The sequence below is a fragment of the Sphingomonas sp. ACRSK genome, assembly GCF_022346685.1.
GTDB lineage: Bacteria > Pseudomonadota > Alphaproteobacteria > Sphingomonadales > Sphingomonadaceae > Sphingomonas > Sphingomonas molluscorum.
Genome location: NZ_JAKRNR010000012.1, coordinates 93743 through 114028, shown reverse-complemented (window position 1 = coordinate 114028; position 20286 = coordinate 93743). Strand labels below are relative to the sequence as shown.

The 20286-nt window shown below is 70.5% G+C and carries 19 protein-coding genes; 9 read left to right on the top strand and 10 right to left on the bottom strand.

The features are described from left to right. Window positions 1–146 precede the first annotated feature (146 nt). Together MHZ35_RS08885 and MHZ35_RS08880 are read right to left on the bottom strand one after the other, a co-directional pair. Entirely contained in the window at window positions 147–2318 is a 2172-nt protein-coding gene (locus tag MHZ35_RS08885; protein ID WP_239435270.1) for a primosomal protein N', read from the bottom strand. 50 nt (window positions 2319–2368) lie between these two features. Then, the gene (locus MHZ35_RS08880; RefSeq protein ID WP_239435269.1) at window positions 2369–3841 is read right to left on the bottom strand and encodes a diguanylate cyclase domain-containing protein; all 1473 of its coding nucleotides are present in this window, start codon (window positions 3839–3841) and stop codon (window positions 2369–2371) included. 57 nt (window positions 3842–3898) lie between these two features. Here MHZ35_RS08880 and MHZ35_RS08875 point away from each other — a divergent pair, with 57 nt between their 5' ends. Beyond that, window positions 3899–4816, top strand: a complete 918-nt coding sequence (locus tag MHZ35_RS08875; protein ID WP_239435268.1) for a tyrosine recombinase XerC — start codon at window positions 3899–3901, stop codon at window positions 4814–4816. Between the two features lie 158 nt (window positions 4817–4974). Here the strand turns inward: MHZ35_RS08875 and MHZ35_RS08870 are convergent, their stop codons facing one another. The 4 genes from MHZ35_RS08870 to rsmI form a co-directional block, all read right to left on the bottom strand. Beyond that, window positions 4975–5580: a DedA family protein gene (locus tag MHZ35_RS08870; RefSeq protein ID WP_239435267.1), complete on the bottom strand. Its 606-nt coding sequence runs from the start codon at window positions 5578–5580 to the stop codon at window positions 4975–4977. Window positions 5581–5619: 39 nt separating this feature from the next. Continuing rightward, the gene (gene gshB / locus MHZ35_RS08865) at window positions 5620–6576 is read right to left on the bottom strand and encodes a glutathione synthase (protein ID WP_239435266.1); all 957 of its coding nucleotides are present in this window, start codon (window positions 6574–6576) and stop codon (window positions 5620–5622) included. Between the two features lie 245 nt (window positions 6577–6821). Then, complete coding sequence (locus tag MHZ35_RS08860; RefSeq protein WP_239435265.1) at window positions 6822–7175, bottom strand: YraN family protein; 354 nt, start codon at window positions 7173–7175, stop codon at window positions 6822–6824. Next, complete coding sequence (rsmI, locus tag MHZ35_RS08855; protein ID WP_239435264.1) at window positions 7172–8008, bottom strand: 16S rRNA (cytidine(1402)-2'-O)-methyltransferase; 837 nt, start codon at window positions 8006–8008, stop codon at window positions 7172–7174. Before rsmI ends, MHZ35_RS08860 begins: the two co-directional genes overlap by 4 nt. Before the next feature lie 12 nt (window positions 8009–8020). Between rsmI and MHZ35_RS08850 the strand changes: the two genes are divergently transcribed. After that, window positions 8021–9220, top strand: a complete 1200-nt coding sequence (locus MHZ35_RS08850; protein ID WP_239435263.1) for a penicillin-binding protein activator — start codon at window positions 8021–8023, stop codon at window positions 9218–9220. Window positions 9221–9338: 118 nt separating this feature from the next. Here MHZ35_RS08850 and hemW read toward each other — a convergent pair whose 3' ends face one another. After that, entirely contained in the window at window positions 9339–10502 is a 1164-nt protein-coding gene (gene hemW / locus MHZ35_RS08845) for a radical SAM family heme chaperone HemW (RefSeq protein ID WP_239435262.1), read from the bottom strand. A 20-nt stretch (window positions 10503–10522) separates the two neighbouring features. Here hemW and MHZ35_RS08840 point away from each other — a divergent pair, with 20 nt between their 5' ends. The 3 genes from MHZ35_RS08840 (at window position 10523) to MHZ35_RS08830 (ending at window position 12690) form a co-directional block, all read left to right on the top strand. Then, window positions 10523–11086, top strand: coding sequence for a CAP domain-containing protein (locus tag MHZ35_RS08840; protein WP_239435261.1), 564 nt, complete (start codon window positions 10523–10525; stop codon window positions 11084–11086). Window positions 11087–11171: 85 nt separating this feature from the next. Continuing rightward, window positions 11172–12281: a histidine kinase dimerization/phosphoacceptor domain -containing protein gene (locus MHZ35_RS08835; RefSeq protein ID WP_239435260.1), complete on the top strand. Its 1110-nt coding sequence runs from the start codon at window positions 11172–11174 to the stop codon at window positions 12279–12281. 10 nt (window positions 12282–12291) lie between these two features. Then, a complete protein-coding gene (locus MHZ35_RS08830) occupies window positions 12292–12690 on the top strand; it encodes a response regulator (protein WP_239435259.1) in 399 nt (132 codons plus the stop codon). A 21-nt stretch (window positions 12691–12711) separates the two neighbouring features. Here the strand turns inward: MHZ35_RS08830 and MHZ35_RS08825 are convergent, their stop codons facing one another. The 3 genes from MHZ35_RS08825 to rph form a co-directional block, all read right to left on the bottom strand. After that, a complete protein-coding gene (locus MHZ35_RS08825) occupies window positions 12712–13182 on the bottom strand; it encodes a GAF domain-containing protein (RefSeq protein WP_164521315.1) in 471 nt (156 codons plus the stop codon). 292 nt (window positions 13183–13474) lie between these two features. After that, the gene (gene rdgB, locus MHZ35_RS08820) at window positions 13475–14104 is read right to left on the bottom strand and encodes an RdgB/HAM1 family non-canonical purine NTP pyrophosphatase (RefSeq protein ID WP_239435258.1); all 630 of its coding nucleotides are present in this window, start codon (window positions 14102–14104) and stop codon (window positions 13475–13477) included. Continuing rightward, complete coding sequence (gene rph / locus MHZ35_RS08815) at window positions 14101–14817, bottom strand: ribonuclease PH (RefSeq protein WP_239435257.1); 717 nt, start codon at window positions 14815–14817, stop codon at window positions 14101–14103. Before rph ends, rdgB begins: the two co-directional genes overlap by 4 nt. 84 nt (window positions 14818–14901) lie before the next feature. On the opposite strand from rph, the gene MHZ35_RS08810 reads away from it, so the two are divergent. The 4 genes from MHZ35_RS08810 (at window position 14902) to MHZ35_RS08795 (ending at window position 20189) form a co-directional block, all read left to right on the top strand. Continuing rightward, window positions 14902–15429 carry a DUF6438 domain-containing protein gene (locus tag MHZ35_RS08810; protein WP_239435256.1) on the top strand — a complete coding sequence of 176 codons (528 nt, stop codon included), beginning with the start codon at window positions 14902–14904 and terminating at the stop codon, window positions 15427–15429. Window positions 15430–15769: 340 nt separating this feature from the next. Then, the gene (gene hrcA, locus MHZ35_RS08805) at window positions 15770–16810 is read left to right on the top strand and encodes a heat-inducible transcriptional repressor HrcA (RefSeq protein WP_125961640.1); all 1041 of its coding nucleotides are present in this window, start codon (window positions 15770–15772) and stop codon (window positions 16808–16810) included. Window positions 16811–16826: 16 nt separating this feature from the next. Further along, window positions 16827–17384, top strand: coding sequence for a nucleotide exchange factor GrpE (gene grpE / locus MHZ35_RS08800; RefSeq protein ID WP_239435255.1), 558 nt, complete (start codon window positions 16827–16829; stop codon window positions 17382–17384). Window positions 17385–17414: 30 nt separating this feature from the next. Continuing rightward, window positions 17415–20189 carry a [protein-PII] uridylyltransferase gene (locus MHZ35_RS08795; RefSeq protein ID WP_239435254.1) on the top strand — a complete coding sequence of 925 codons (2775 nt, stop codon included), beginning with the start codon at window positions 17415–17417 and terminating at the stop codon, window positions 20187–20189. The last annotated feature ends 97 nt before the right edge of the window (window positions 20190–20286 follow it).

The window sequence follows — 20286 nt, the reverse complement described above, 5'->3', positions numbered from 1 at the left end:
CGACGCCTCGGCCGCCGCTTCTGTTTCGAGCGCCGAGGCTCGCTTGCGCTCGCACCCACCCCCAGCCCCTCCCTTGCAGGGAGGGGAGTTCGATGTTTGATGGGTCCACGACCTGATCGTCGTCGTGACGACGGGGCAGGGCGCCCCTAGAGGAAGTTGTACGGGTCCACGTCCACTGCGACGCGCACCTTGCTCGACCATTCGACGCTGCCGAGCCAGTCGCGGATCACGTCCTGCACGTCGAGCTGGCGGCGGGCATGGACCAGCAGGCGGAAGCGGTGGCGGCCGCGCAGCATCGCCAGTGGGGCGGGGGCGGGGCCGAAGACGTGCATCCCCTCCACCTCGGGCGCGGCGCGGCCGATGCGGCGGGCGGCGTCGTTGGCGGCATCCTTGTCCTCCGACGAGACGATGATCGCCGCGTAGCGGCCGAACGGCGGCACCTCCGCCTCCTGCCGCGCCTCGGTCTCGGCGGCGTAGAAGCTCTCGGCATCGCCCGACACCAGCGCGCGCATCACCGCCGCGTCAGGTGCGGTGGTCTGGATGAAGACATGCCCCGGCTTCTCGCCGCGGCCGGCGCGCCCGGCGACCTGCATGATCTGCTGGAAGGTGCGCTCGGCCGCGCGCAGGTCGCCGCCGGCGAGCCCCAGGTCGGCGTCGATCACGCCGACCAGCGTGAGGTTCGGAAAGTGATAGCCCTTGGTCACCAGCTGGGTGCCGACCACCAGGTCGATCTCGCCCGCTTCCATTCGGTTGACGAACTCGGCGGCCCTGGCAGGCGACCAGAGCGTGTCGGAGGTGACGATGGCGATGCGCGCGTCGGGGAACAGCGCCGCCGCCTCGTCGGCGATGCGCTCGACGCCGGGGCCGCAGGCGACCAGCGCATCTTCCGCGTCGCACTCCGGGCATTTGCGCGGGGTCGGGATCATGTGGCCGCAATGGTGGCAGGACAGGCGGTGGATCAGCCGGTGCTCGACCATCCAGGCGGTGCAGTTCGGGCATTGGAAGCGATGCCCGCACGACCGGCACAGGGTGAGTGGCGCATAGCCGCGCCGGTTGAGGAACAAGAGCGCCTGCTCGCCGCGGGCCAGCGTCGCGTCGATCGCGTTGACCAGCTTGGGCGCGATCCAGCGACCGCGGATCGGCGGCTCCGCGATCAGGTCGATTGGCTCGACGGCCGGCAGCTCCGCCTTGCCATAGCGGCCGGGGAGCTTGAGTTCGGTATAGCGGCCGAGCGCGACCTGGTGGCGCGTCTCGATCGCCGGCGTCGCGGAGGCGAGCACCACCGGGCAGCGTTCGAACAGCCCGCGCATTACCGCCACGTCGCGCGCGTGATAGTGGACGCCCTCCTCCTGCTTGAAGCTGGTCTCGTGCGCCTCGTCGACGACGATCAGGCCGAGGTTAGCATAGGGCAGGAACAGCGCGGAGCGGGCGCCCACCGTCACCAGCGCCTGGCCGGTGGCGATCGCCCGCCACGCGCGGCGGCGCTGGGTGGAACGCAGGTCCGAGTGCCAGGCCACCGGCTCGCAGCCGAAGCGGGCGTGGAAGCGCTTGAGGAAGGGTTCGGTGAGGGCGATTTCGGGAAGCAGCACCAGGCTCTGCTTGCCCGCTGCGATGGCGGCGGCGATCGCCTCGAAATAGACCTCGGTCTTGCCGGACCCGGTGACGCCGTCGAGCAGGAAGGGCCGGAACGGCTGAGTCGCGACCGCGTCGCATAGCACGCCCGCGACCTCGGCCTGCTGTTCGGAGAGCACCGGCACGCCGTACGCCGGATCGGGAATCGGATAAGGCACGTCGATGTCGACGCTCACCGCCTCGATCGCGCCGGCCTTCACCAGCCCGCGCACCACCGCCTCCGACACGTCGGCCATAGTGGCGAGCTCGCGCACCAGCCCCTGGCGGTCGCCGATCCGCTCCAGCGCCTGCTCGCGCTGCGGGGTGAGCCGGTCCGGCACGTGGCCGGTGGCGCGATATTCGGTGGCGAGCTTCGCGCCCTCCAACGCCGAGGTGGAGGACAGCGCCATGCGCAACACCGAGGCCGGGGCGGCGAGATAATAGTCGGCGGTCCACTCGATCAGCCGGCGCAAGGGGGCGGGGATTGGCGGCGCGTCCACCACGCCCAGCAGCGGGCGCAGGCGGTTGTCGCCCACTTCCTCGCAGGGCAGCCGCTCCGGCTCCCACACCACTCCCAGCAACTGGCGGGGGCCGAGCGGCGCGATCACGATCGAGCCCGGCTCGACCATCATGCCGTGCGGCACGCGATAGTCGAGGGGGCCGAGGGCGGCGTTGAGGACAAGGACACGGACGCGGGAGGAAGTCATGGAGGGTCCCTAGATAGGGACGCTGCCCGCGATTGGGAATCGCCCGTGCGTCAGCCCGCCGGTTCGTCGCTGCTGCGCCGGCCGAAGGTGCGATAGCCGCGGGCGGAGCCACGCCGCTCGCGCTTGGCCTCGTAGAGCGCCTTGTCCGCGCAATGGATGAAGCCACGGGCGGTTTCGGGGCAGTCCTCGAACCGGGCATAGCCGATGGTGGCGGAGATCGGCAGCACGCCGGCCGCCGTCGCCACCGGCTGGCGAAGCTGTTCCAGCAGCCCCCCGGCGACACCCGGCAGGTCCGCATGGAGGGCCGGATCGGTCACGATCAGCGCGAACTCGTCGCCGCCGAGCCGTGCGGCGAGGCTGCCGGCGAGCATCGGATCGCGCAGGCGCGCGCCGACCGCGCGCAGCATGTCGTCGCCCACGACATGGCCATGGGTGTCGTTGATCCCCTTGAACTCGTCCAGGTCGATCAGCATCAGGGCAAACGGCGCCTGGGTGCTGCGCGCGCGCTCGATCGCTTCGGACAGGGCGCGGTTGAACGCGCTCCGGTTGGCGATGCCGGTGAGGGAATCGGTGTCGGCCGAGCGGCGGAGCTTTTCCTCCAGCAGCCAATGCTCGGTGATGTCCTGCATCACCCCGCTGACGCCGGTGGCGCGCCCCTCCTCGAACTCGACGTGCGCGATCGAGCGGACGCGCCGGTGGTTGCCCTTGGCGGTGACGAAATCCAGTTCCAGCGTGAACGGCTCGCCCGTTTGCGTCGTCTTCTCGACCAACGCCGCCAGGTCGGGCCGGCTGATGCCGCTGAAGAAGCCGATCGCCTCGTCCACGGAGAGGGCGGTGTTCGCCGGCAGCTCGTAGATCCGGTACATGCCTTCCGACCACAGGGTCTCGTCGGTTTCGAGCGAGAACCACCAGGAGCCGATGCGGGCGAGGCGTTCGGCCTGGCGGAAGGTCAGGTCGTGGCGCCGCAGTTGCAGGCTCTGTTCCGCGGCGGTGCGGGCGATCGCCACGGCGCCTGCCGTCGCCACCTCCGCCTCGATCACCTTTTCGAGGATGTCGCCGAGCTGGCGCAGGACGGCGAGCGCGCCGGGCGGCAGCGAGCGCGGGATCACGTCCATGATGCACAGCGTGCCGACCGCCTCCGTCACCTGGCGCACGCGATCGGTGACGTGCAGCGGCACCCCGGCATAGAAGCGGACCGGATCGGCCGCCGTCACCACCGCCAGGCTGCGGAAGCGCGGGTCGGTCGTCGCGTCGTCCACCACCAGCGGGGCATCGCTGTCGACCGTCACGTCGCAGAACGCCTCGGCGCGGGGCAGCGGCTGTTTCGGCATGCCATAGCCTGCCTTCACCCAGAAGCGGTCGCCCTCGATCAGGTTCACCGCGGCGATGGGGGCGGCGATCAGTTCCCGGGCGACCTTCGCGACCATTTCGAAGGCGGCGTCCGGCGCTGCGGCAAGCAGCGTCTGGAGCTCCGCCGGCGAGATCGCGATTTCGCGCGCAGCATTGTACAAACGCTCCGGCATTCGCCACGGCTAGCGCGGCGGAGTTGATTTTCCGTAACTTTTCTTGGGGGTTGGCAGGTGGAAGCGGGGGAAGAGACGGGCGCCGAGCCGCTGCCGCTGCCGCTGCGCTACGGACGCCACCTGGCGCGGGATCGCCGCCGCTCCGCCCATACGGTGCGCGCGTACCAGGCCACGGCCGAGCGGCTGCTGGCGTTCCTGCGCGGCCACCTGGGCGGGCCGGTTGGCGAGGCGGAGCTGAAGGCGCTGTCCGCGACCGACCTGCGTGCGTTCCTGGCGCATCGCCGGGGCGAGGGACTCGGCAACGCCTCGGCCGCGCGCGAGCTGTCGGCGGTGCGCGGCTTTCTCGCCTGGGTGGGCGGGGAGGGCGCGTCGCTGCCGCGGGTGAAGGGCCCGCGCGTGAAGAAGGGCGTGCCGCGCCCGATCTCACCCGACGAGGCGATCGCCCTGGCAGAGGACGTGTCGGAGGACGCGGCCGAGCCGTGGATCGCGGCGCGCGACTGGGCGGTGCTGCTGCTGCTGTACGGCGCCGGCCTGCGCATCGGCGAGGCGCTGGGGCTGACCGGGGCGGTGCTGCCGCTGGGCGAGGCGATCGCGGTGACCGGAAAGCGCGCCAAGACGCGGATGGTGCCGCTGCTGCCGCCGGTGCGCGACGCGATCGACGCCTATGTGCGGCTCAATCCCTGGGGCACGGCGCGCGATGCCGAGCTGTTCCGCGGCGCCAAAGGCGGGCCGCTGGCGGCGGGCGTCGTGCGCCGGTCGGTGCGGGCGGCGCGGGTGCGGCTGGGGCTGGGCGACCGCACCACGCCGCATGCGCTGCGGCACAGCTTTGCCACCCATCTGCTCGGCCGCGGCGCGGACCTGCGCGCGCTGCAGGAGTTGTTGGGACACGCGAGCCTCAGTTCGACCCAGGTCTATACCGCGGTGGATGCCGCACATCTGCTCGACGTCTATCGCAACGCCCACCCGCGGGCGTGAGGGTGTCCTGAGTAGCCATCGAGCGAAGTCGAAATGGCGTATCGAAGGATCGCCGCTGGTGCTTCGATACGGTGCTTCGACAGGCTCAGCCCCTACTCAGCACGAACGGCAGCTTTTGGCGGCTCCGCGCGCCTCCGCCCCGTCGAACCAGGACCGCATCACCGCTCCGCGCGCGGCTTCCAGGTGACGACGCGATAGACGTAGCCGACCACGATGATGATCGAGAGGCCAATGGTGACCGGGCCGACATATTGCTCCAGCTCGCGGAAGTTGGAGCCGAAGTAGAGCCCCGCCCAGGCGAGCACCGCGTTCCAGATCGCGCTGCCGGTGAAGGTCGCCAGGATGAAGCGCCAGTGCGGCATGCAGGCCATGCCGGCGGGCAGCGACACCATGGTGCGGAAGGTGGGCAGGAAGCGGAACACGAACACCACCCAGGCGCCGCGCGCGTAAAAGAAGCGCTGGAGCTTCTCCACATCCTCCCACTCCAGCGTCAGCCAGCGGCCCCAGCGGTCGACGAAGGGCTTGAGGCCGAGGTAGCCGAAGCGCCGGCCGAGCGCGTACCAGAAATAGTTGCCCGCTACCGATCCCACCGTGCCCCACAGCACCAGCGGCGCCATCGACATGGTGCCGCGCGCGACGGCCATGCCGCCCAGCCCCATGATCACTTCGGAAGGGACCGGCGGGACGACGTTTTCGAGCGCCATCAAGAGGGCGATGCCGAGGTACCCGCCCCAGGCGATCGCATCGAGGATGAAGTCGGTCATGACGAGGCTAACGCGCTAGATGCGGGGCGGGGGCCAAGCTCAGCCGCGTTCCGCTACCCGCCGCTCGATCGCGTCCCAGATCATCGCGCCGGTGTCGGTGCCGTTGAAGCGGTCGATCGCGACGATGCCGGTGGGGGAGGTGACGTTGATCTCGGTCAGCCACTTGCCGCCGATCACGTCGATGCCGACGAACAGCAGCCCGCGGCGCCGGAGCTCCGGGCCGAGCTCCGCGCAGATCTCGTGCTCGCGCTCGGTGAGCTCCGTCTTGGCCGCGGAGCCGCCGACCGCCAGGTTGGAGCGGATCTCGCCCTCACCCGGCATGCGGTTGATCGCGCCTGCGACCTCGCCGTCGACCAGCACGATGCGCTTGTCGCCTTCCACGATCTCCGGGAGGAACGCCTGCACCATGTGCGGCTCGCGATAGGCGGTGTTGAACACCTCGATCAGCGAGGAGAGGTTCTGCCCGTCTTCGTCGATCTTGAAGATCGCCTTGCCGCCGTTGCCGTGGAGCGGCTTGACCACGATCGAGCGATGTTCGGCGAGGAACAGCCGCGCTTCCTCGACCGATCGCGTGACCAGCGTCGGCGGCATGAAGTGCGCATAGTCGAGCACGAACAGCTTTTCGGGCGCGTTGCGGACGTTGGCGGGATCGTTCACCACCAGCGTGCGATCGGTGATGCGGTCGAGCAGGTGGGTGGCGGTGATGTAGCCGAGGTCGAACGGCGGGTCCTGGCGCATCAGCACCACGTCCGTGTCTTCGCCCAGGTCGAGCTTCCCCGGATCGCCGAAGCTGAAGTGGTTGCCCTCCACCCGCTGCACCGTCACCGGATGCGCGCGCGTCCAGACGCGGCCGGCCTGGTAGTTCAGGTCCTCTGCTGCATAGTGGAACAGCCGGTGCCCGCGCGCCTGTGCCGCCAGCATCAGCGCGAAGCTCGAGTCGCCTGCGATGTTGATCGAATGGAGCGGATCCATCTGGACGGCGACGGTCAGCGGCATGCGGGAACTCCTTGTTGCCCGCGGGAGGTAGGCGCGGGGGCGGGGATTGTCACGGGTGGGAGGCGCGGATCCGGTCCGAACTGTTCGCGCCCCTCCCAAACCCGTTTGTCTCGAGTAGGGATCGAGCTTGTCGAGAGCCCGTATCGAGAGAGCCACGCGCGCCGACCTCTCGATACGCCGTCTCGACAAGCTCGACGGCTACTCGAGGCAAACGGGGTGTTGTGGGACGAAGAGGGGGAGGCACCTCAGCCGATCCAAGCGTTCTCGATATGCCGCACCGGCACCCCGCGGGCGACCAGCACCACGTCGATGCGGATGTCGTCGTCCGGCCCGGCATAGCGGGGCATCAGCATCTCCGCCGCCGCCGCGACGCGCTGCAACCGCCGCTCGTCGATGGCGAGGTCCAGCGCCGCTGCGTTCCCGCGTGCCTTGACCTCCACGAACGCGATTACCGATCCGCGTCGCGCCACCAGGTCGACCTCGCCGGCGCGCGTGCGCACTCGCCGATCGAGGATGCGCCAGCCCTTGAGCCGCAGGTACCAGGCCGCCCAGCGCTCGCCCGCGCGGCCCTGCGCCTCGGCCGCGCGGCGATCCCTCATTGGCCCTTCAGTTCCATCGCGCGGGCGTAGAGTAGCTTGCGGTCGAGCCCGAGCTTCTTGGCGACTTCGCCCGCCGCCTTGGAGACGGGGAGGCGCGCGAGGGCTTCGAGGAGCGCGGCATCGGCGGTGTCCGCGTCGGCCGGGGGTGCCTCGCCGGGCGGTGCCACGACGATCACGATCTCCCCCTTGGGCGGGGCTTCGGCATAGCGCTCTGCGAGTTGGGAGAGCGTGCCGGTCACGCATTCCTCGAACTTCTTGGTGATCTCGCGCGCGACTGCGGCTTCGCGGTCGCCGAGTCCCTCGGCGAGGGCCGCGAGGGTTGCGGCGAGGCGGGGGCCGCTTTCGTAGAGCACGAGCGTCGCACGCACCGCCGCGATCTCGGCGATCGCCTCGGCACGGGCGTGCTGCTTGGGCGGCAGGAAGCCCAGGTAGAAGAAACGGTCGGTCGGAAGGCCGGCGAGCGTCAGCGCGGAGATCGCCGCGCACGGCCCCGGCACCGTCACCACCAGATGCCCCGCCGCACGCGCGTCGCGCACCAGCTTGTAGCCGGGATCGGAGATCAGCGGCGTGCCCGCGTCGGACACCAGGGCGACCGCCTCGTGCCCCATGCGCGCGACCAGCCCGGGCCGGACCCCTTCGGCGTTGTGGTCGTGATACGGCACCATCGGCCGCTTGGTGCCGATGTGGCGGAGCAGGCCGGCGGTGACGCGGCTGTCCTCCACCGCGATCACGTCGGCGGCCGACAGCACCGCCGTCGCGCGGGGGGAAAGGTCGCCGAGATTGCCGATCGGGGTCGCGACGATGTAGAGGCCGGGGGATAGTGGTGCGTTCATCAGGGGAATGTCATGGCAGAGGCGGCAACCGTACCGCAATGGACGCGTCGATTGATCCGCACGGCGGCCGTCGCGGGAGCGCTGCTGCTGGCGGGGTGCCAGACGCTGGTACCGCGGGGGGTGCCGGACCGCGCGCCGCCGCCGCCCAAGGAGCAGCCGACGCAGGGCACCGGCCCGGAAACGGTCCAGCCGGGGATCCCGGAGGACAAGCAGCGCCACCGCGTCGCGCTGCTGGTGCCGCTCACCGGCCCCAATGCCGGCGTGGGCCAGAGCCTCGCCAACGCCACCCAGCTCGCGCTGCTCGATTCGCGCAGCGAGCAGGTGCGGATCACCACCTATGACACCGCGACCGGCGCGGCGGCGGCGGCGCAGCGCGCGCTTGCGGAGGGCAATCGCCTGATCCTGGGGCCGCTCTTGTCCGAGGACGTGCGCGCGGTGGCGCCGATCGCCAAGCGCGCGGGCGTGCCGGTGCTGAGCTACTCCAACGACATCACCGTTGCGGGCAACGGCGCCTATGTGATGGGCTATTCGCCCTCGCAGTCGATCAGCCGCGTCGTGGACTATGCCAAGCAGACCGGCATCACCAGCTTTGCAGGGCTGGTGCCGACCGGCGTCTATGGCCAGCGCGCCTCCACCGCCTTCCTGCGCGCGGTGGAAAGCGCGGGCGGGCAGGTCGTGTCGCTCCAGACCTACAACCGCGGCAACGGCGGCATTGCCGCGGCGGTCACGCGCCTGCCCAAGAACTCGCCCTATCAGGCGGTGCTGATCGCCGATGCCGCCGGCACGGCCGCGACCGCGGTGCCGCTGCTGCGCCGCGAGGCGGCAACCGCGCGGGTACTGGGCACGGAGCTGTGGAACACCGATTCCGCGGTGGGCAGCAACGCGGCGCTCAACGGCGCCTGGTTCGCGAGCGTCTCCGACGGGCTCTATCGCCAGTACGCCACCAAGTACCGGGCGCGCTTCGGCAACGCGCCGTACCGCCTGTCGAGCCTCGGCTACGACTCGGTGCTGCTCACCATCCGCATCGCGCGCGAGTGGAAGGTGGGCGACCGCTTCCCCGAAGCCAAGCTGACCGACAGCGGTGGCTTTGCCGGGCTGGACGGTGCCTTCCGCTTCGGCCGCGACGGCATCGCCGAGCGTGCGCTGGAGGTGCAGGAAGTGCGGGGCGGCACCACCGCCACGGTCTCTCCGGCACCGCGTTCTTTCGAGTAGGGCGACACCCTTTCTTGTACCCCGGCGAAGGCCGGGGCCCACGTAGACGAGGTCCCGAACCTCGCGACCGCCTTCCCACCTGGGCCCCGGCCTTCGCCGGGGTACGGGGTGGCGGTAGCTAGCCTCGCGCCACTTCCCGCAGCACCGCGTCGAGCAGCGGCATGCCTGCGGGGGTGAGCGCCAGCCAGTCGCCGTCGTGCGACACCAGGCCCTGGGTTGCGAGGCGTTCGACCGCCTTCAGGTCGACCACCTGGTCGATGGTTGTGCCGCCGAGGGTCGCGACGCGGGCCAGGTCGATGCCCTCGCGCATCCGCAGCCCCATCACCAGCGCCTCCGTCACGCGTTCGGCCGGGGCGAGCGCGACTTCGCTCTCCGCGCCGTGGCCGTTGCGCGCGACGGCGGACAGCCAGTTCTCCGGCTTCTTGCGGCGGAAGGTCGCGATGCCCTCGCGGCGCCCGTGGGCGCCGGGGCCGACGCCCGCATAGTCGCGATAGCGCCAGTAGGTGAGGTTGTGGCGGCTCTCCGCCCCCGGCCGCGCGTGGTTCGACACCTCGTAGAGCGGTAGCCCGGCGGCAGCGGTGCGTGCCTGGGTGGTCTCCCACAGGTCCGCCGCCAAGTCCTCGTCCGGCAGCGTCAGCGCGCCCTTGGCCGCGAGCGTGGCGAAGCGCGTGCCCGGCTCGATCGTCAGCTGGTAGAGCGACAGATGCTCGGTCCCGAAGCCGAGCGCGCGGTCCAGCTCCGCCCCCCATGCGGCAAGGCTCTGGCCCGGCCGCGCATAGATGAGGTCGAAGCTCACCCGCCCGAAATGGCGCTGTGCGGTCGCGAGCGCGGCGAGGCCCTCGTCCACGCCATGCGCGCGGCCGAGAAAGGCGAGCGCCTCGTCGTCCAGCGCCTGGAGCCCCAGGGAGACGCGGTTGACGCCGGCCGCGGCGAGATCCGCGAAGCGCGCTGCCTCCACCGACGAGGGGTTGGCCTCCAGCGTGATCTCGATGCCGGGCTCGGCGGGCCAAACGCTCGTCGCCGCCTCGATGACGGCGGCGACCGTTGCCGGCGGCATCAGCGAGGGCGTGCCGCCGCCGAAGAAGATCGAGGCGAGCTGTCGCCCGGGCAGGCGTTCCGCCTCATAGGCGAGATCGGCGAGCAGCGCGTCGCGCCATGCCTGCTGGTCCACCACGTCGCGCACATGGCTGTTGAAGTCGCAATAGGGGCATTTGGAGACGCAGAACGGCCAATGGACGTAGAGCGCCAGCGGGGCGCCCGAGGAGGTTTGTTCCGGGGACATCGCCGCCCCATATGGTGCGCATGCGAGCGAGGCAAAACATCCTGTGGGCGATGCTGGCGATGCTGGCCGCTTGTTCGTCCCCGGAAGGGGCAGATCGCGTGGTCGAGGCGCGCACGTTCAAGGGCACCGCGCCGCGCGGGGCGACGCTGCTGCGCCAGGCGATGCAGCAGGGGCATGATGCCGCGCGCGCCGAGGTCGGCCTGCCGCCACTCGTCTGGTCCGACCAGCTTGCCGAAGGGGCGCGCGCCTATGCGCAGACGCTCGCGCGGACCGGGCGCTTCGAGCATTCGCCGGAGTCGCAGGCGGCGAACCGCATCGGCGAGAACCTCTGGACCGGCACGCGCGGCGCCTATCGCTATGAGGAGATGATCGGGCACTGGCGCGGCGAGAAGCGCGACTATCTCCACCAGCCGGTGCCGAACTTCTCGCGCACCGGCCGCTGGCAGGACGTGGCGCACTACGGCCAGTTGGTGTCGCGCCGGACGCTGCGCTACGGCTGCGCGCTCGCGAGCAGCAAGCGCGACGATTATCTGGTGTGCCGCTACGATCCGCCGGGCAATCTGGTCGGCGTGCGCGTCTATTAGCCCCTCGTCGCGGGGAAGCGGCGCTGCAACCTAGGTAAAGACCGAAGCCATTGCCGCTGGCGCTCGCATGGTTCAAACCGCGGGCATGGCGCTTCAGCAGCACGTCGAAATCCCGTTGGGTGGCCAGATCGTCGATCCCGAGCTTCCCCAGCGGCGCCTGGCCCTGGTCGCCGAAGCGGCAGAGGGGCTGCTGGCGGCGGAGGATCCTGCGCGCATGGTCGACGAACTGTTCGGCCTGATCCAGTCGGAGCTGCGGCTGGACGTGTTCTTCAACTACCGCCTGGAAGCCGGCCGGCTGGTGCTCGAGGCGCATGGCGGATTGACGCCGGAACAGGCGGCCGCGGGCGCCGAGCTGGATCTGGGGCAGGCCGTCTGCGGGTGCGCCGCCCGCGACCGGCAGCGCTTCCATGTGACGGGCGTGCAGCAGTCCGAGGACCCGCTGGTCGCGTTCGTCCGGGACGTGGGCCTGGACGCCTATGCGTGCACGCCGCTGCTGCACGGGGACCGGCTGATCGGGACGCTGGGCTTCGGGCGGAAATGGGCCGATCGCTTCACCGACGACGAGCTCAGCTTCCTGCACACGCTGTGCCATTTCGTCGCGCTCGCGAAGTACCGGCTGATGGTCGAGCAGGAGCTACGGGCGGGGATCGAGCAGCGGGACAAGCTGCTGGGCGAGCTCAACCACCGCGTGCGCAACGCCTTGCAGCTCGCCGTCAGCGTGGTGCGCCTGGAAGTGACCTCGGCCGAGGATCGCGCCTTCTCCGACGCGCTGCTGCGGGCTGCCGACCGGATCGAGGTGATCGCGTCGGCCCATCGCCCGCTCTATGCCTCGGACGATCCGAGCACCGTCGCCGTTGCCGACCTTCTGACGGCAGCCGGCGGTGGTTCGATCGACGGACCCCTGACCGTAAAGGACGGGGCCGGTGCGAAGCTGCCGATCGAGCAGGGCGTGGCCCTGGCGCTTCTCGTCCACACGGCCTTTGCGGAAGGCGGCGCGCCGGATCAGCCCGCGTCGGTGGAAATCGCGGAGCAGCCGGGCGGGACCGGGATGGACGTGACGCTGGCGGGCGTGCGCACGGGGGCGGACGCCCTCTCCGGGCGACTCGCGCGGGCGCTGCTGCGGCAGTTGAACGGCGTCGTCGAACCCGGGGCGGACGGCCTCACGATCCGCATCTCGACTGCCAACAAGAGCTGAAGACGTTCCGATGTTCAATCTGCTGATCGTCGAAGACGAAGCGCTGATCGCGATGATGATGGAGGACGCGCTGATCTCCCGCGGGCACCGGGTGGTCGGTGTGGCGGATACGCTTCCGTCCGCGCTCGATCTCGCCGGCGCGCATGCGATCGACCTGGCGCTGTGCGACGTGCGCCTCGCGAACGGCGACAGCGGCGTCGAGGTCGCGACGCAACTGGCGCAGCAAGGCATCCCGGTCGTCTATGTGAGCGGCAACTGCCCCGCAGACGCGCCGCACCCGCTGGTGATCGGCTGCGTCAACAAGCCGGTGCCGGTCGCCGCACTCCACGCGACGGTGCTGGCGGCCTGCCAGATCGCGAAGGCCGACGAGCCGGTCGCCGTCCCGCCCGCGCTGACGCTGTACCGCTGACCATTCTTCCGCGCGGCAGCGCTATTGCAGATGCCGCTCCGCCTCGCGCGCCATGATCGTGAGCAGGGTCGGGTCAAAGGGCGTGGTGCGGGGCGTGCTGTCGGCGACGCAGAGCGCGCCCAGCGCATGGCCGTTGCCGTCGAGCACCGGCACCCCGGCATAGAAGCGCAGGAAGGGTTCGGCCTGCACGGTCTCATAATGGACGAAGCGGGGATCCGCCCGCGTGTCCGGCACGATCAGCGGCTCACCGGGCGTGTGGATCGTGGTCGCGCAGATCGCGGTGTCGCGGCTCGTCTCGCGGGTGTTCAGCCCATGCTCGGCGAGCAGGACCTGCGTGCGCTTGTGGATGATGGAGACGGCCGCGAAGGCGGTGCCGTAATGGGCGGCGGTCAGGTCGACGATCCGCTTCAACTCGGGATGGCCGTGCAGGGCAAGCGCGCCGCTCTCGTCGACGGCCCCCTGTCGCTTCCGCTCCTTGTCGAAAGCGCTCATCCATGCGCTCATATGCTGCACTGGACGCCTCCCCCGATCGCCCCCAACATCCGGGACTCGGATGTCGGCACGCCTTGCGCGTACCCGCCGGGATTTCGTCAATATTGCGAGCCGCTCGCACAGTAAAGAGCCGTTCGGATCCGGCGAGGTCAGGGAAAATACGGGTGTTCGTCGGCACTTATGCTGAGGGAGACTTTGCCGGTCCGTGCGTTCGTCCCGAAATGGAGCAATCGATCTCGGCGCTCGACTGAGCCGGGCGGCGGGTGCCGAGGCGCCCGCCGCCCGTGCCGGATCAGAGAACCGTGGCCACCAGCTGACGGAAGGCGTCGGCGCGGTGGCTGATCGCGTGCTTTTCCTGCGGGTCGATCTCGCCGAAGCTCTGGTCCATGCCGTTGGCGATGAACATGGGATCATAGCCGAAGCCGAGCTTTCCGCGCGGCGGCCACACCAGCGTGCCGTCTACGCGGCCCTCGAACCACTCGACATGGCCGTCCGGCCAGGCGAGCGCCAGCGCGCACACGAAATGCGCGTCGCGGCTGACGTCCGGGCCGAGCGCTGCCAGCCGGTCCTCGACCAGGCGCATGGCGAGGTCGAAGTCCTTGGCCTCGCCGCCCCAGCGCGCGGAAAAGATGCCGGGCTCGCCACCCAGCGCATCGACGCACAGCCCGCTGTCGTCGGCCAGCGCCGGCATGCCCGACAAGTCGGCGGCCTGGCGCGCCTTCAGCTCGGCATTGGCGACGAAGGTGGTGCCGGTCTCCTCGGGCTCGGGCAGGTCGAGCGCGCCCGCCGAGATCGGCTCGATCCCATAGGGGCCGAGCAGCTCGGCGATCTCACGCACCTTGCCCGGATTGTGGCTGGCGATCACCAGCTTGCCCGGCGAGAGCTTGCGGATCGCCTGGGGCTCGGGGCCTTCGCCGCTCACCGGCCGGCGGCCTTGAGCTGGGCGGCGAAGATCTCGCCGCAGCCGATGCGGGCGAGGCGGAGCAGGCGGAGCAGCGCTTCCTCGTCGTAGCAGGCGCCCTCGGCGGTCGCTTGGACCTCGGCGATGTTGCCGTCGCTGGTCAGCACGAAATTGGCGTCGGCGTCGGCGGCGGAGTCCTCAGGGTAGTCGAGGTCGAGCACCGGCGTGCCTTCGTAGATGCCGCAGCTGACGGCGGCGACCTGGCGGGTGATCGGGTCGGCGGTGAGCTTGCCCGCCGCCATCAGGCCATCGACCGCCAGCCGCAACGCCACCCAGGCGCCGGAGATGGAGGCGGTGCGGGTGCCGCCGTCGGCCTGGATCACGTCGCAGTCGATCGTGATCTGGCGCTCGCCCAACGCCTTGAGGTCGCAGACGGCGCGCAAGGAGCGGCCGATCAGCCGCTGGATTTCCTGGGTGCGGCCGGACTGCTTGCCCTTGGCCGCCTCACGGTTGCCGCGGGTGTGGGTGGCGCGCGGGAGCATGCCGTATTCGGCCGTCACCCAGCCTTCGCCCTTGCCGCGCAGGAACGGCGGCACGCGCTCTTCGACGGAGGCGGTGACCAGCACCTTGGTCTCGCCGAAGCCGATCAGCACCGAACCTTCGGCGTGACGGGTGAAGTTGGGCTGGATGGAGATGGCGCGCATCTCGTCGGGGGCGCGGCCGGATGGGCGCATGGGTTCAGTCTCCTGCAAGATCGTTGGCGGCACCTAGACCGCCGACGGGCGTTCCGCCAGTCCGACGAAACAGGGAGACGAGGCTTGATCCGGTTGACGATGATGATGGCGGGCGCGGCACTGGCGCTGGCGGCGTGCACCCCCAACGGCGGCGGCGCGGCGTCGGCGGGCAGCGAGGCTGCGACCGCGGCGGCCGAGACGATCCGCTTCGCCACCGATCGCTGCTTCGGCACCTGCCCGGTCTACAGCGTGACCGTGCGGCCCGATGGCACCGGCACGTTCGAGGGGCAGCAGTTCACCGCGGTTACCGGCGCGCGCGATTTCACGCTGACGCCGGCCCAATATCGCGCCTTTGTCGATCGACTGGCCGCGTTCCGCTCGGAAGAGCCGGAGCGGCGGGTCGAGCCGGGCTCGCCGCTGTGCCCCAACCATGCGACCGACATGTCCTCGGTGGACGTGACCTGGTCCGGCGGGGCGGGGGGCACGCGGCATCTCCACCAGTATCTCGGCTGCGTCGGCGAGGATGACCGAGACACCCGTACGGCGCTGCGCACCGCACCCGAGCTGCTGCCGATCGCGGCGTTCCTCGGCGAGCGGCCGGTCGGGCGCTGAGGGCTCCCCCTCCACGGGGAAGCGCCAGCCCCACATACCGTACCCCGGCGAAGGCCGGGGCCCAGTTGGGACGCCTTGTGTGAGGGGTGCTGGCCCTTCCACAGGCTTTCCCAACTGGACCCCGGCCTCCGCCGGGGTACGAAGAAGGGAGGGCGGGTCAAGTCCGTGCTCCTGCGCAGGCAGGAGCCCAGGGTTATCGAAGTGCCGCGCTTGTGGCTCTGGGCTCCTGCCTGCGCAGGAGCACGGTGGCGGGTGGGGAGGGGCCCGATACCCGCCAACGGAACCCGGCACCGGCATTTCACTTCTGGAGCAGGCGCACGGCAGCCCCTACATGACACCCATGAACCCGCCGATCACCGAGCTGACCGACCGCGCGCGCGACGTGTTCCGCCAGGTGGTGGAATCCTACCTGGAGTCCGGCATGCCCGTCGGTTCGCGCACCATCGCGCGGATGTCCGGGCTGAACCTGTCGCCGGCGTCGATCCGTAACGTCATGCAGGATCTGGAGGAGGCGGGGTTGCTCGCCGCACCGCACACCAGCGCCGGGCGCATGCCGACCGACCAGGGGCTGCGCCTGTTCGTCGACGGCATGATGCACGTGATGGAGCCCTCCGCGCAGGAGCGCGCCGCGATTGAGGCGCAGGCGAGCATCGCCGGTTCGATCGAGGAGGCGCTGGCCGGCACCACCGCCACGCTTTCCGGCCTGTCGGCGTGCGCGGGCATGGTGATGGTGCCCAAGCGCGACGTGGTGATGCGCCAGTTCAGCTTCGCGCCGCTGGGCCACGACCGCGCGCTCGCGGTGCTGGTCGGCTCGGACGGCTCGATCGAGAACCGGGTGGTCGAGCTGCCGCCCGGCATGACCGCTTCTGCGCTGGTGGAGGCGTCCAACTATCTCACCGCGCGGCTGGGCGGCCAGACGCTGGCCGAGGCGCGCACCGGCATCGAGCAGGAGATCCAGGCCGAGCGTGCCGCCCTCGACGAGGCGGCGCGGACGCTTGTGTCGCGCGGCCTCGCGCTGTGGAGCGAGGACGGCGATCGCCGCCCGGTGCTGATCGTGCGCGGCCAGGCGCGGCTGCTCGATCCGTCCGCCGCCGCCGATCTCGACCGCGTGCGCCAGCTGCTCGACGAGCTGGAGGGCAAGGAGGAGATCGCCCGCCTGCTCGCCTCGGCGAGCGAAGGCGATGCCGCGCGCATCTTCATCGGTTCCGAAAACAAGCTGTTCGCGCTGTCGGGCTCGTCGGTGATCGCCAAGCCGGTGCGCGCGCTCGATGGTCGGGTGGTCGGTGTCGTCGGGGTGATCGGCCCTGTGCGGTTGAACTACGCGCGAGTCGTGCCCATGGTGGACTTCACTGCCGCAACGCTCACGCGTCTGCTGGCCTGATGCTCGAGAGAAGAGAATGACCCAGGAAGAGAACACCCCGAACGCGACCCCCGAAGACCTGCGCGAGGAAACCGCACAGGAGGCGCCGGAGGTTGCCGAGCACGACCGCGCAGGCGAACTGGAGGCGGAGCTCGCCGAGACCAAGGCGCAGTTGCTCTATGCCCGGGCCGACATCCAGAACGTGCGCCGCCGCGCCGAAAAGGAAGTGGCCGATGCGCGCGCCTATGCCGCGACGGGCTTTGCCCGCGACATCCTCTCGGTCGCCGACAATCTGTCGCGCGCGCTGTCGGCGATCCCGGCCGAACTGCGCGAGGACGATAAGATGAAGGGCCTGATCACCGGCCTGGAAGCGACCGGCCGCGAGCTCGACAGCGTGTTCGCGCGCCACGGCATCTCGCGCATCGTCGCCCAGGGCGAGGCGCTCGATCCCAACCGCCACCAGGCGATGCTGGAAATCCCCAGCAACGATGCGGAGCCGGGCACGATCGTGCAGGAGATCCAGACCGGCTACATGATCAAGGACCGGCTGCTGCGCCCGGCGCTGGTGGGTGTCGCGAAGAAGCCGGACGCCTGACGGACCGGCGGCGCACGCGGCGACGCGGTCATGAGCCCAGGCGCGCCCAGTGCGCTAAACCTCCCGCCCTTCGAACATCTCGCCAACCGCCGCGCGATCATCGATCGCGGGGCGGTGGCGGAGCAGCTTGCTGCGCTCGAAGCACCGGACACGGCGGCGCTGCGGCGCGCGGCCAGCCTGTTGCTGCGCGACGCGCTCGACCGCGGCCGCGCCGAAATCGCGCGCCGCTTCCTGGAAAAGCCCACCCAGGGCCTCCAGACCGCCGCCGCCGGCGCCTACCTGACGGACGGGATCCTGCGGCTGTTGCTCGATTTCATCGTCACGCGCCTCCATCCCAATCCTAACCCGACCGCGGCCGAGCGGATGACCATGATCGCGGTCGGCGGCTATGGCCGGGGCGAGATGGCGCCCTTCTCGGACGTCGACATCGGCTTTCTCACGCCCTGGAAACAGCCGGCCTGGTGCGAGCAGGTGATCGAGTCGGTGCTCTATGCGCTGTGGGACATCGGGCTGAAGGTCGGCCATTCGTCCCGCTCGTTGGACGAGATGATCCGCCAGGCGCGCGCCGACCATACGGTGCGCACGGCCCTGCTGGAGGGTCGATTCCTGTGGGGCGATTCCGCGCTGTACGACGAGGCCGCCGCCCGCTTCATGAGCGAGGTGCAGGCGGACGGCGCCCGCCAGTTCGTCGCCGAGAAGCTCGCTGAGCGGGAAGCGCGCCACCTCAAGATGGGTGACAGCCGCTACGTCGTCGAGCCCAACGTCAAGGAGGGCAAGGGCGGCCTCAGGGACCTCCACGCGCTCTTCTGGATCGGCAAGTTCGCTTATGGCGTCCGCCGCGCGGCCGAGCTGGTGGACCGCGGCCTGTTCACGCCGCAGGAATATCGCCAGTTCCAGCGCGCCGAGAACTTCCTCTGGGCGGTGCGCTGCCACCTGCACCTGATCGCCGGCCGTGCCGAGGAGCGGCTGACCTTCGACGTGCAGCGCCAGATCGCGGAGCGGATGCGCTACGCCGACCGGCCGGGCAAGCCCAAGGTCGAGCGCTTCATGCAGTTCTATTTCCTGCAGGCGAAGCGCGTCGGCTACCTGAGCGGGCTGTTCCTGGCGCACTTGGACGAGAAGTTCGCCGGGCGCGGGCGCCGCTTCGGCCTGCCGCAGCTGCGCCGCCGGCCGAGCCGGCTCAAGGGCTTCGTGCTCGATCGCGGTCGGCTCGCGCTGCCGCACGACCGCTTCTTTGCCGAGGACCCGGTGCGGCTGGTCGAGATCTTTGCGCTCGCGGACCTGCACGCGGTGGAGGTGCATCCGCTGGCGATGCGGGCGGCCGCGCGCGATGCGCACCTGATCACCGATTATCGCCGCGATCCGCGTGCCAACGCCCTGTTCCTGGACGTGCTGACCTCTCCGCGCACCCCGGAAAAGGTGCTGCGCTGGATGAGCGAGGCAGGGGTGCTCGGGCGGCTGGTGCCGGACTTCGGCCGTGTCGTTGCGCAGATGCAGTTCGACATGTACCACCATTATACGGTGGACGAGCACACCATCCGCGCGATCGGCCTGCTCAACCAGATCGAGCGCGGCGAGCTGATCCAGGACCATCCGCTGTCGTCGGCGCTGTTTCCGGGCGTCGTTCAGCGGCGTGCGCTCTATGTGGCGGTGTTCCTGCACGACATCGCCAAGGGGCGCGACGGCGACCATTCGATCCTGGGCGCGGCGGTCGCCGAGCGGCTGTGCCCGCGCTTCGGCCTGACCGCGGCCGAGACGGAGACCGTCGCCTGGCTGGTCCGCCACCACCTGCTGATGTCCGCGACCGCGTTCAAGCGCGACCTGTCCGACTTCAAGACCATCCTCGACTTCGCCGAGGTGGTGCAGAGCCCGCAGCGGCTGCGCATGCTGCTGATCCTGACCGTGGTCGACATCCGCGCGGTGGGGCCGGGCATCTGGAACGGGTGGAAGCGCCAGCTGCTCGCCACCCTGTTCGACTCGGCCGAGGAGGTGCTGCGGCTAGGCCACAAGCAGCGCGGGCGCGGCGAACGCATCGCCGCCAAGCAGGAGGCGCTGCAGCAGGCGCTCGGCTGGGATGCGGAGCGGCTGGCGAGCTTCATCGGCCAGCTGCCCGAAGCCTATTGGGTGGCGGAGCCGAGCGACGTGCTGGTCCGTAACGCGCGGCTGATCGACGGGGCGGGGGACGCACCGCTCGCGATCGATACGGTCGCCGACCCGGAGCGCGATGCGACGCTGGTGACGGTGCACGCGGCCGACCATCCAGGCCTGTTCTACCGAATCGCCGGCGCCATCCATGCGGCGGGCGGCAACATCATCGACGCGCGCATCCACACGACGCGCGCCGGCATGGCGCTCGACAATTTCCTGGTCCAGAACCCGCAAGGGGGCCGCTTCGACGACGAAGGCCAGCTGGAGCGGCTGCGTACCGGCATCGCGGACGCGCTGGCCAATCGTGCCCGCCTGACCGAGCGTCTGTCCGCCAAGCCGCTGCCGCACCCGCGGGCCGGCGCCTTTTCGATCACGCCCAACGTGCTGATCGACAACCAGGCGTCGAACCGCTTCACCGTGGTGGAGGTCAACGCCCGCGACCGCCCGGCGCTGCTCCACCACCTGGCGCACGCGCTGTTCCAGTCCAAGGTGACGATCCACTCCGCCCATGTCGCGACCTTTGGCGAGCGGGCGGTGGACACCTTCTACCTCACCGACCTGACCGGCGACCGCATCACCGCCTCCGCCCGCATCCGCGCGCTGGAGGCGCGGCTGCTGGAGGCGGCGGGGGGATCGGCGGAGCAGGCGGCGGCGTAGCACCCCCGACGTGCTCCTGCGCAGGCAGGAGCCCAGGGTGGTGGAGCGTGACGCCCGTGGCTCTCGCGGCAGACGCAAGGGCTTTCCCCCGATGCCG

Excerpts from the sequence above, each read along its gene's own strand:
- MHZ35_RS08885 (WP_239435270.1), bottom strand. The coding sequence starts at position 2,318 with ATGACTTCCTCCCGCGTCCGTGTCCTTGTCCTCAACGCCGCCCTCGGC.
- MHZ35_RS08880 (WP_239435269.1), bottom strand. The coding sequence starts at position 3,841 with ATGCCGGAGCGTTTGTACAATGCTGCGCGCGAAATCGCGATCTCGCCG.
- MHZ35_RS08870 (WP_239435267.1), bottom strand. The coding sequence starts at position 5,580 with ATGACCGACTTCATCCTCGATGCGATCGCCTGGGGCGGGTACCTCGGC.
- gshB (WP_239435266.1), bottom strand. The coding sequence starts at position 6,576 with ATGCCGCTGACCGTCGCCGTCCAGATGGATCCGCTCCATTCGATCAAC.
- MHZ35_RS08860 (WP_239435265.1), bottom strand. The coding sequence starts at position 7,175 with ATGAGGGATCGCCGCGCGGCCGAGGCGCAGGGCCGCGCGGGCGAGCGC.
- rsmI (WP_239435264.1), bottom strand. The coding sequence starts at position 8,008 with ATGAACGCACCACTATCCCCCGGCCTCTACATCGTCGCGACCCCGATC.
- MHZ35_RS08850 (WP_239435263.1), top strand. The coding sequence starts at position 8,021 with ATGGCAGAGGCGGCAACCGTACCGCAATGGACGCGTCGATTGATCCGC.
- hemW (WP_239435262.1), bottom strand. The coding sequence starts at position 10,502 with ATGTCCCCGGAACAAACCTCCTCGGGCGCCCCGCTGGCGCTCTACGTC.
- MHZ35_RS08840 (WP_239435261.1), top strand. The coding sequence starts at position 10,523 with ATGCGAGCGAGGCAAAACATCCTGTGGGCGATGCTGGCGATGCTGGCC.
- MHZ35_RS08835 (WP_239435260.1), top strand. The coding sequence starts at position 11,172 with ATGGCGCTTCAGCAGCACGTCGAAATCCCGTTGGGTGGCCAGATCGTC.
- MHZ35_RS08830 (WP_239435259.1), top strand. The coding sequence starts at position 12,292 with ATGTTCAATCTGCTGATCGTCGAAGACGAAGCGCTGATCGCGATGATG.
- MHZ35_RS08825 (WP_164521315.1), bottom strand. The coding sequence starts at position 13,182 with ATGAGCGCTTTCGACAAGGAGCGGAAGCGACAGGGGGCCGTCGACGAG.
- rph (WP_239435257.1), bottom strand. The coding sequence starts at position 14,817 with ATGCGCCCATCCGGCCGCGCCCCCGACGAGATGCGCGCCATCTCCATC.
- hrcA (WP_125961640.1), top strand. The coding sequence starts at position 15,770 with ATGAACCCGCCGATCACCGAGCTGACCGACCGCGCGCGCGACGTGTTC.
- grpE (WP_239435255.1), top strand. The coding sequence starts at position 16,827 with ATGACCCAGGAAGAGAACACCCCGAACGCGACCCCCGAAGACCTGCGC.
- MHZ35_RS08795 (WP_239435254.1), top strand. The coding sequence starts at position 17,415 with ATGAGCCCAGGCGCGCCCAGTGCGCTAAACCTCCCGCCCTTCGAACAT.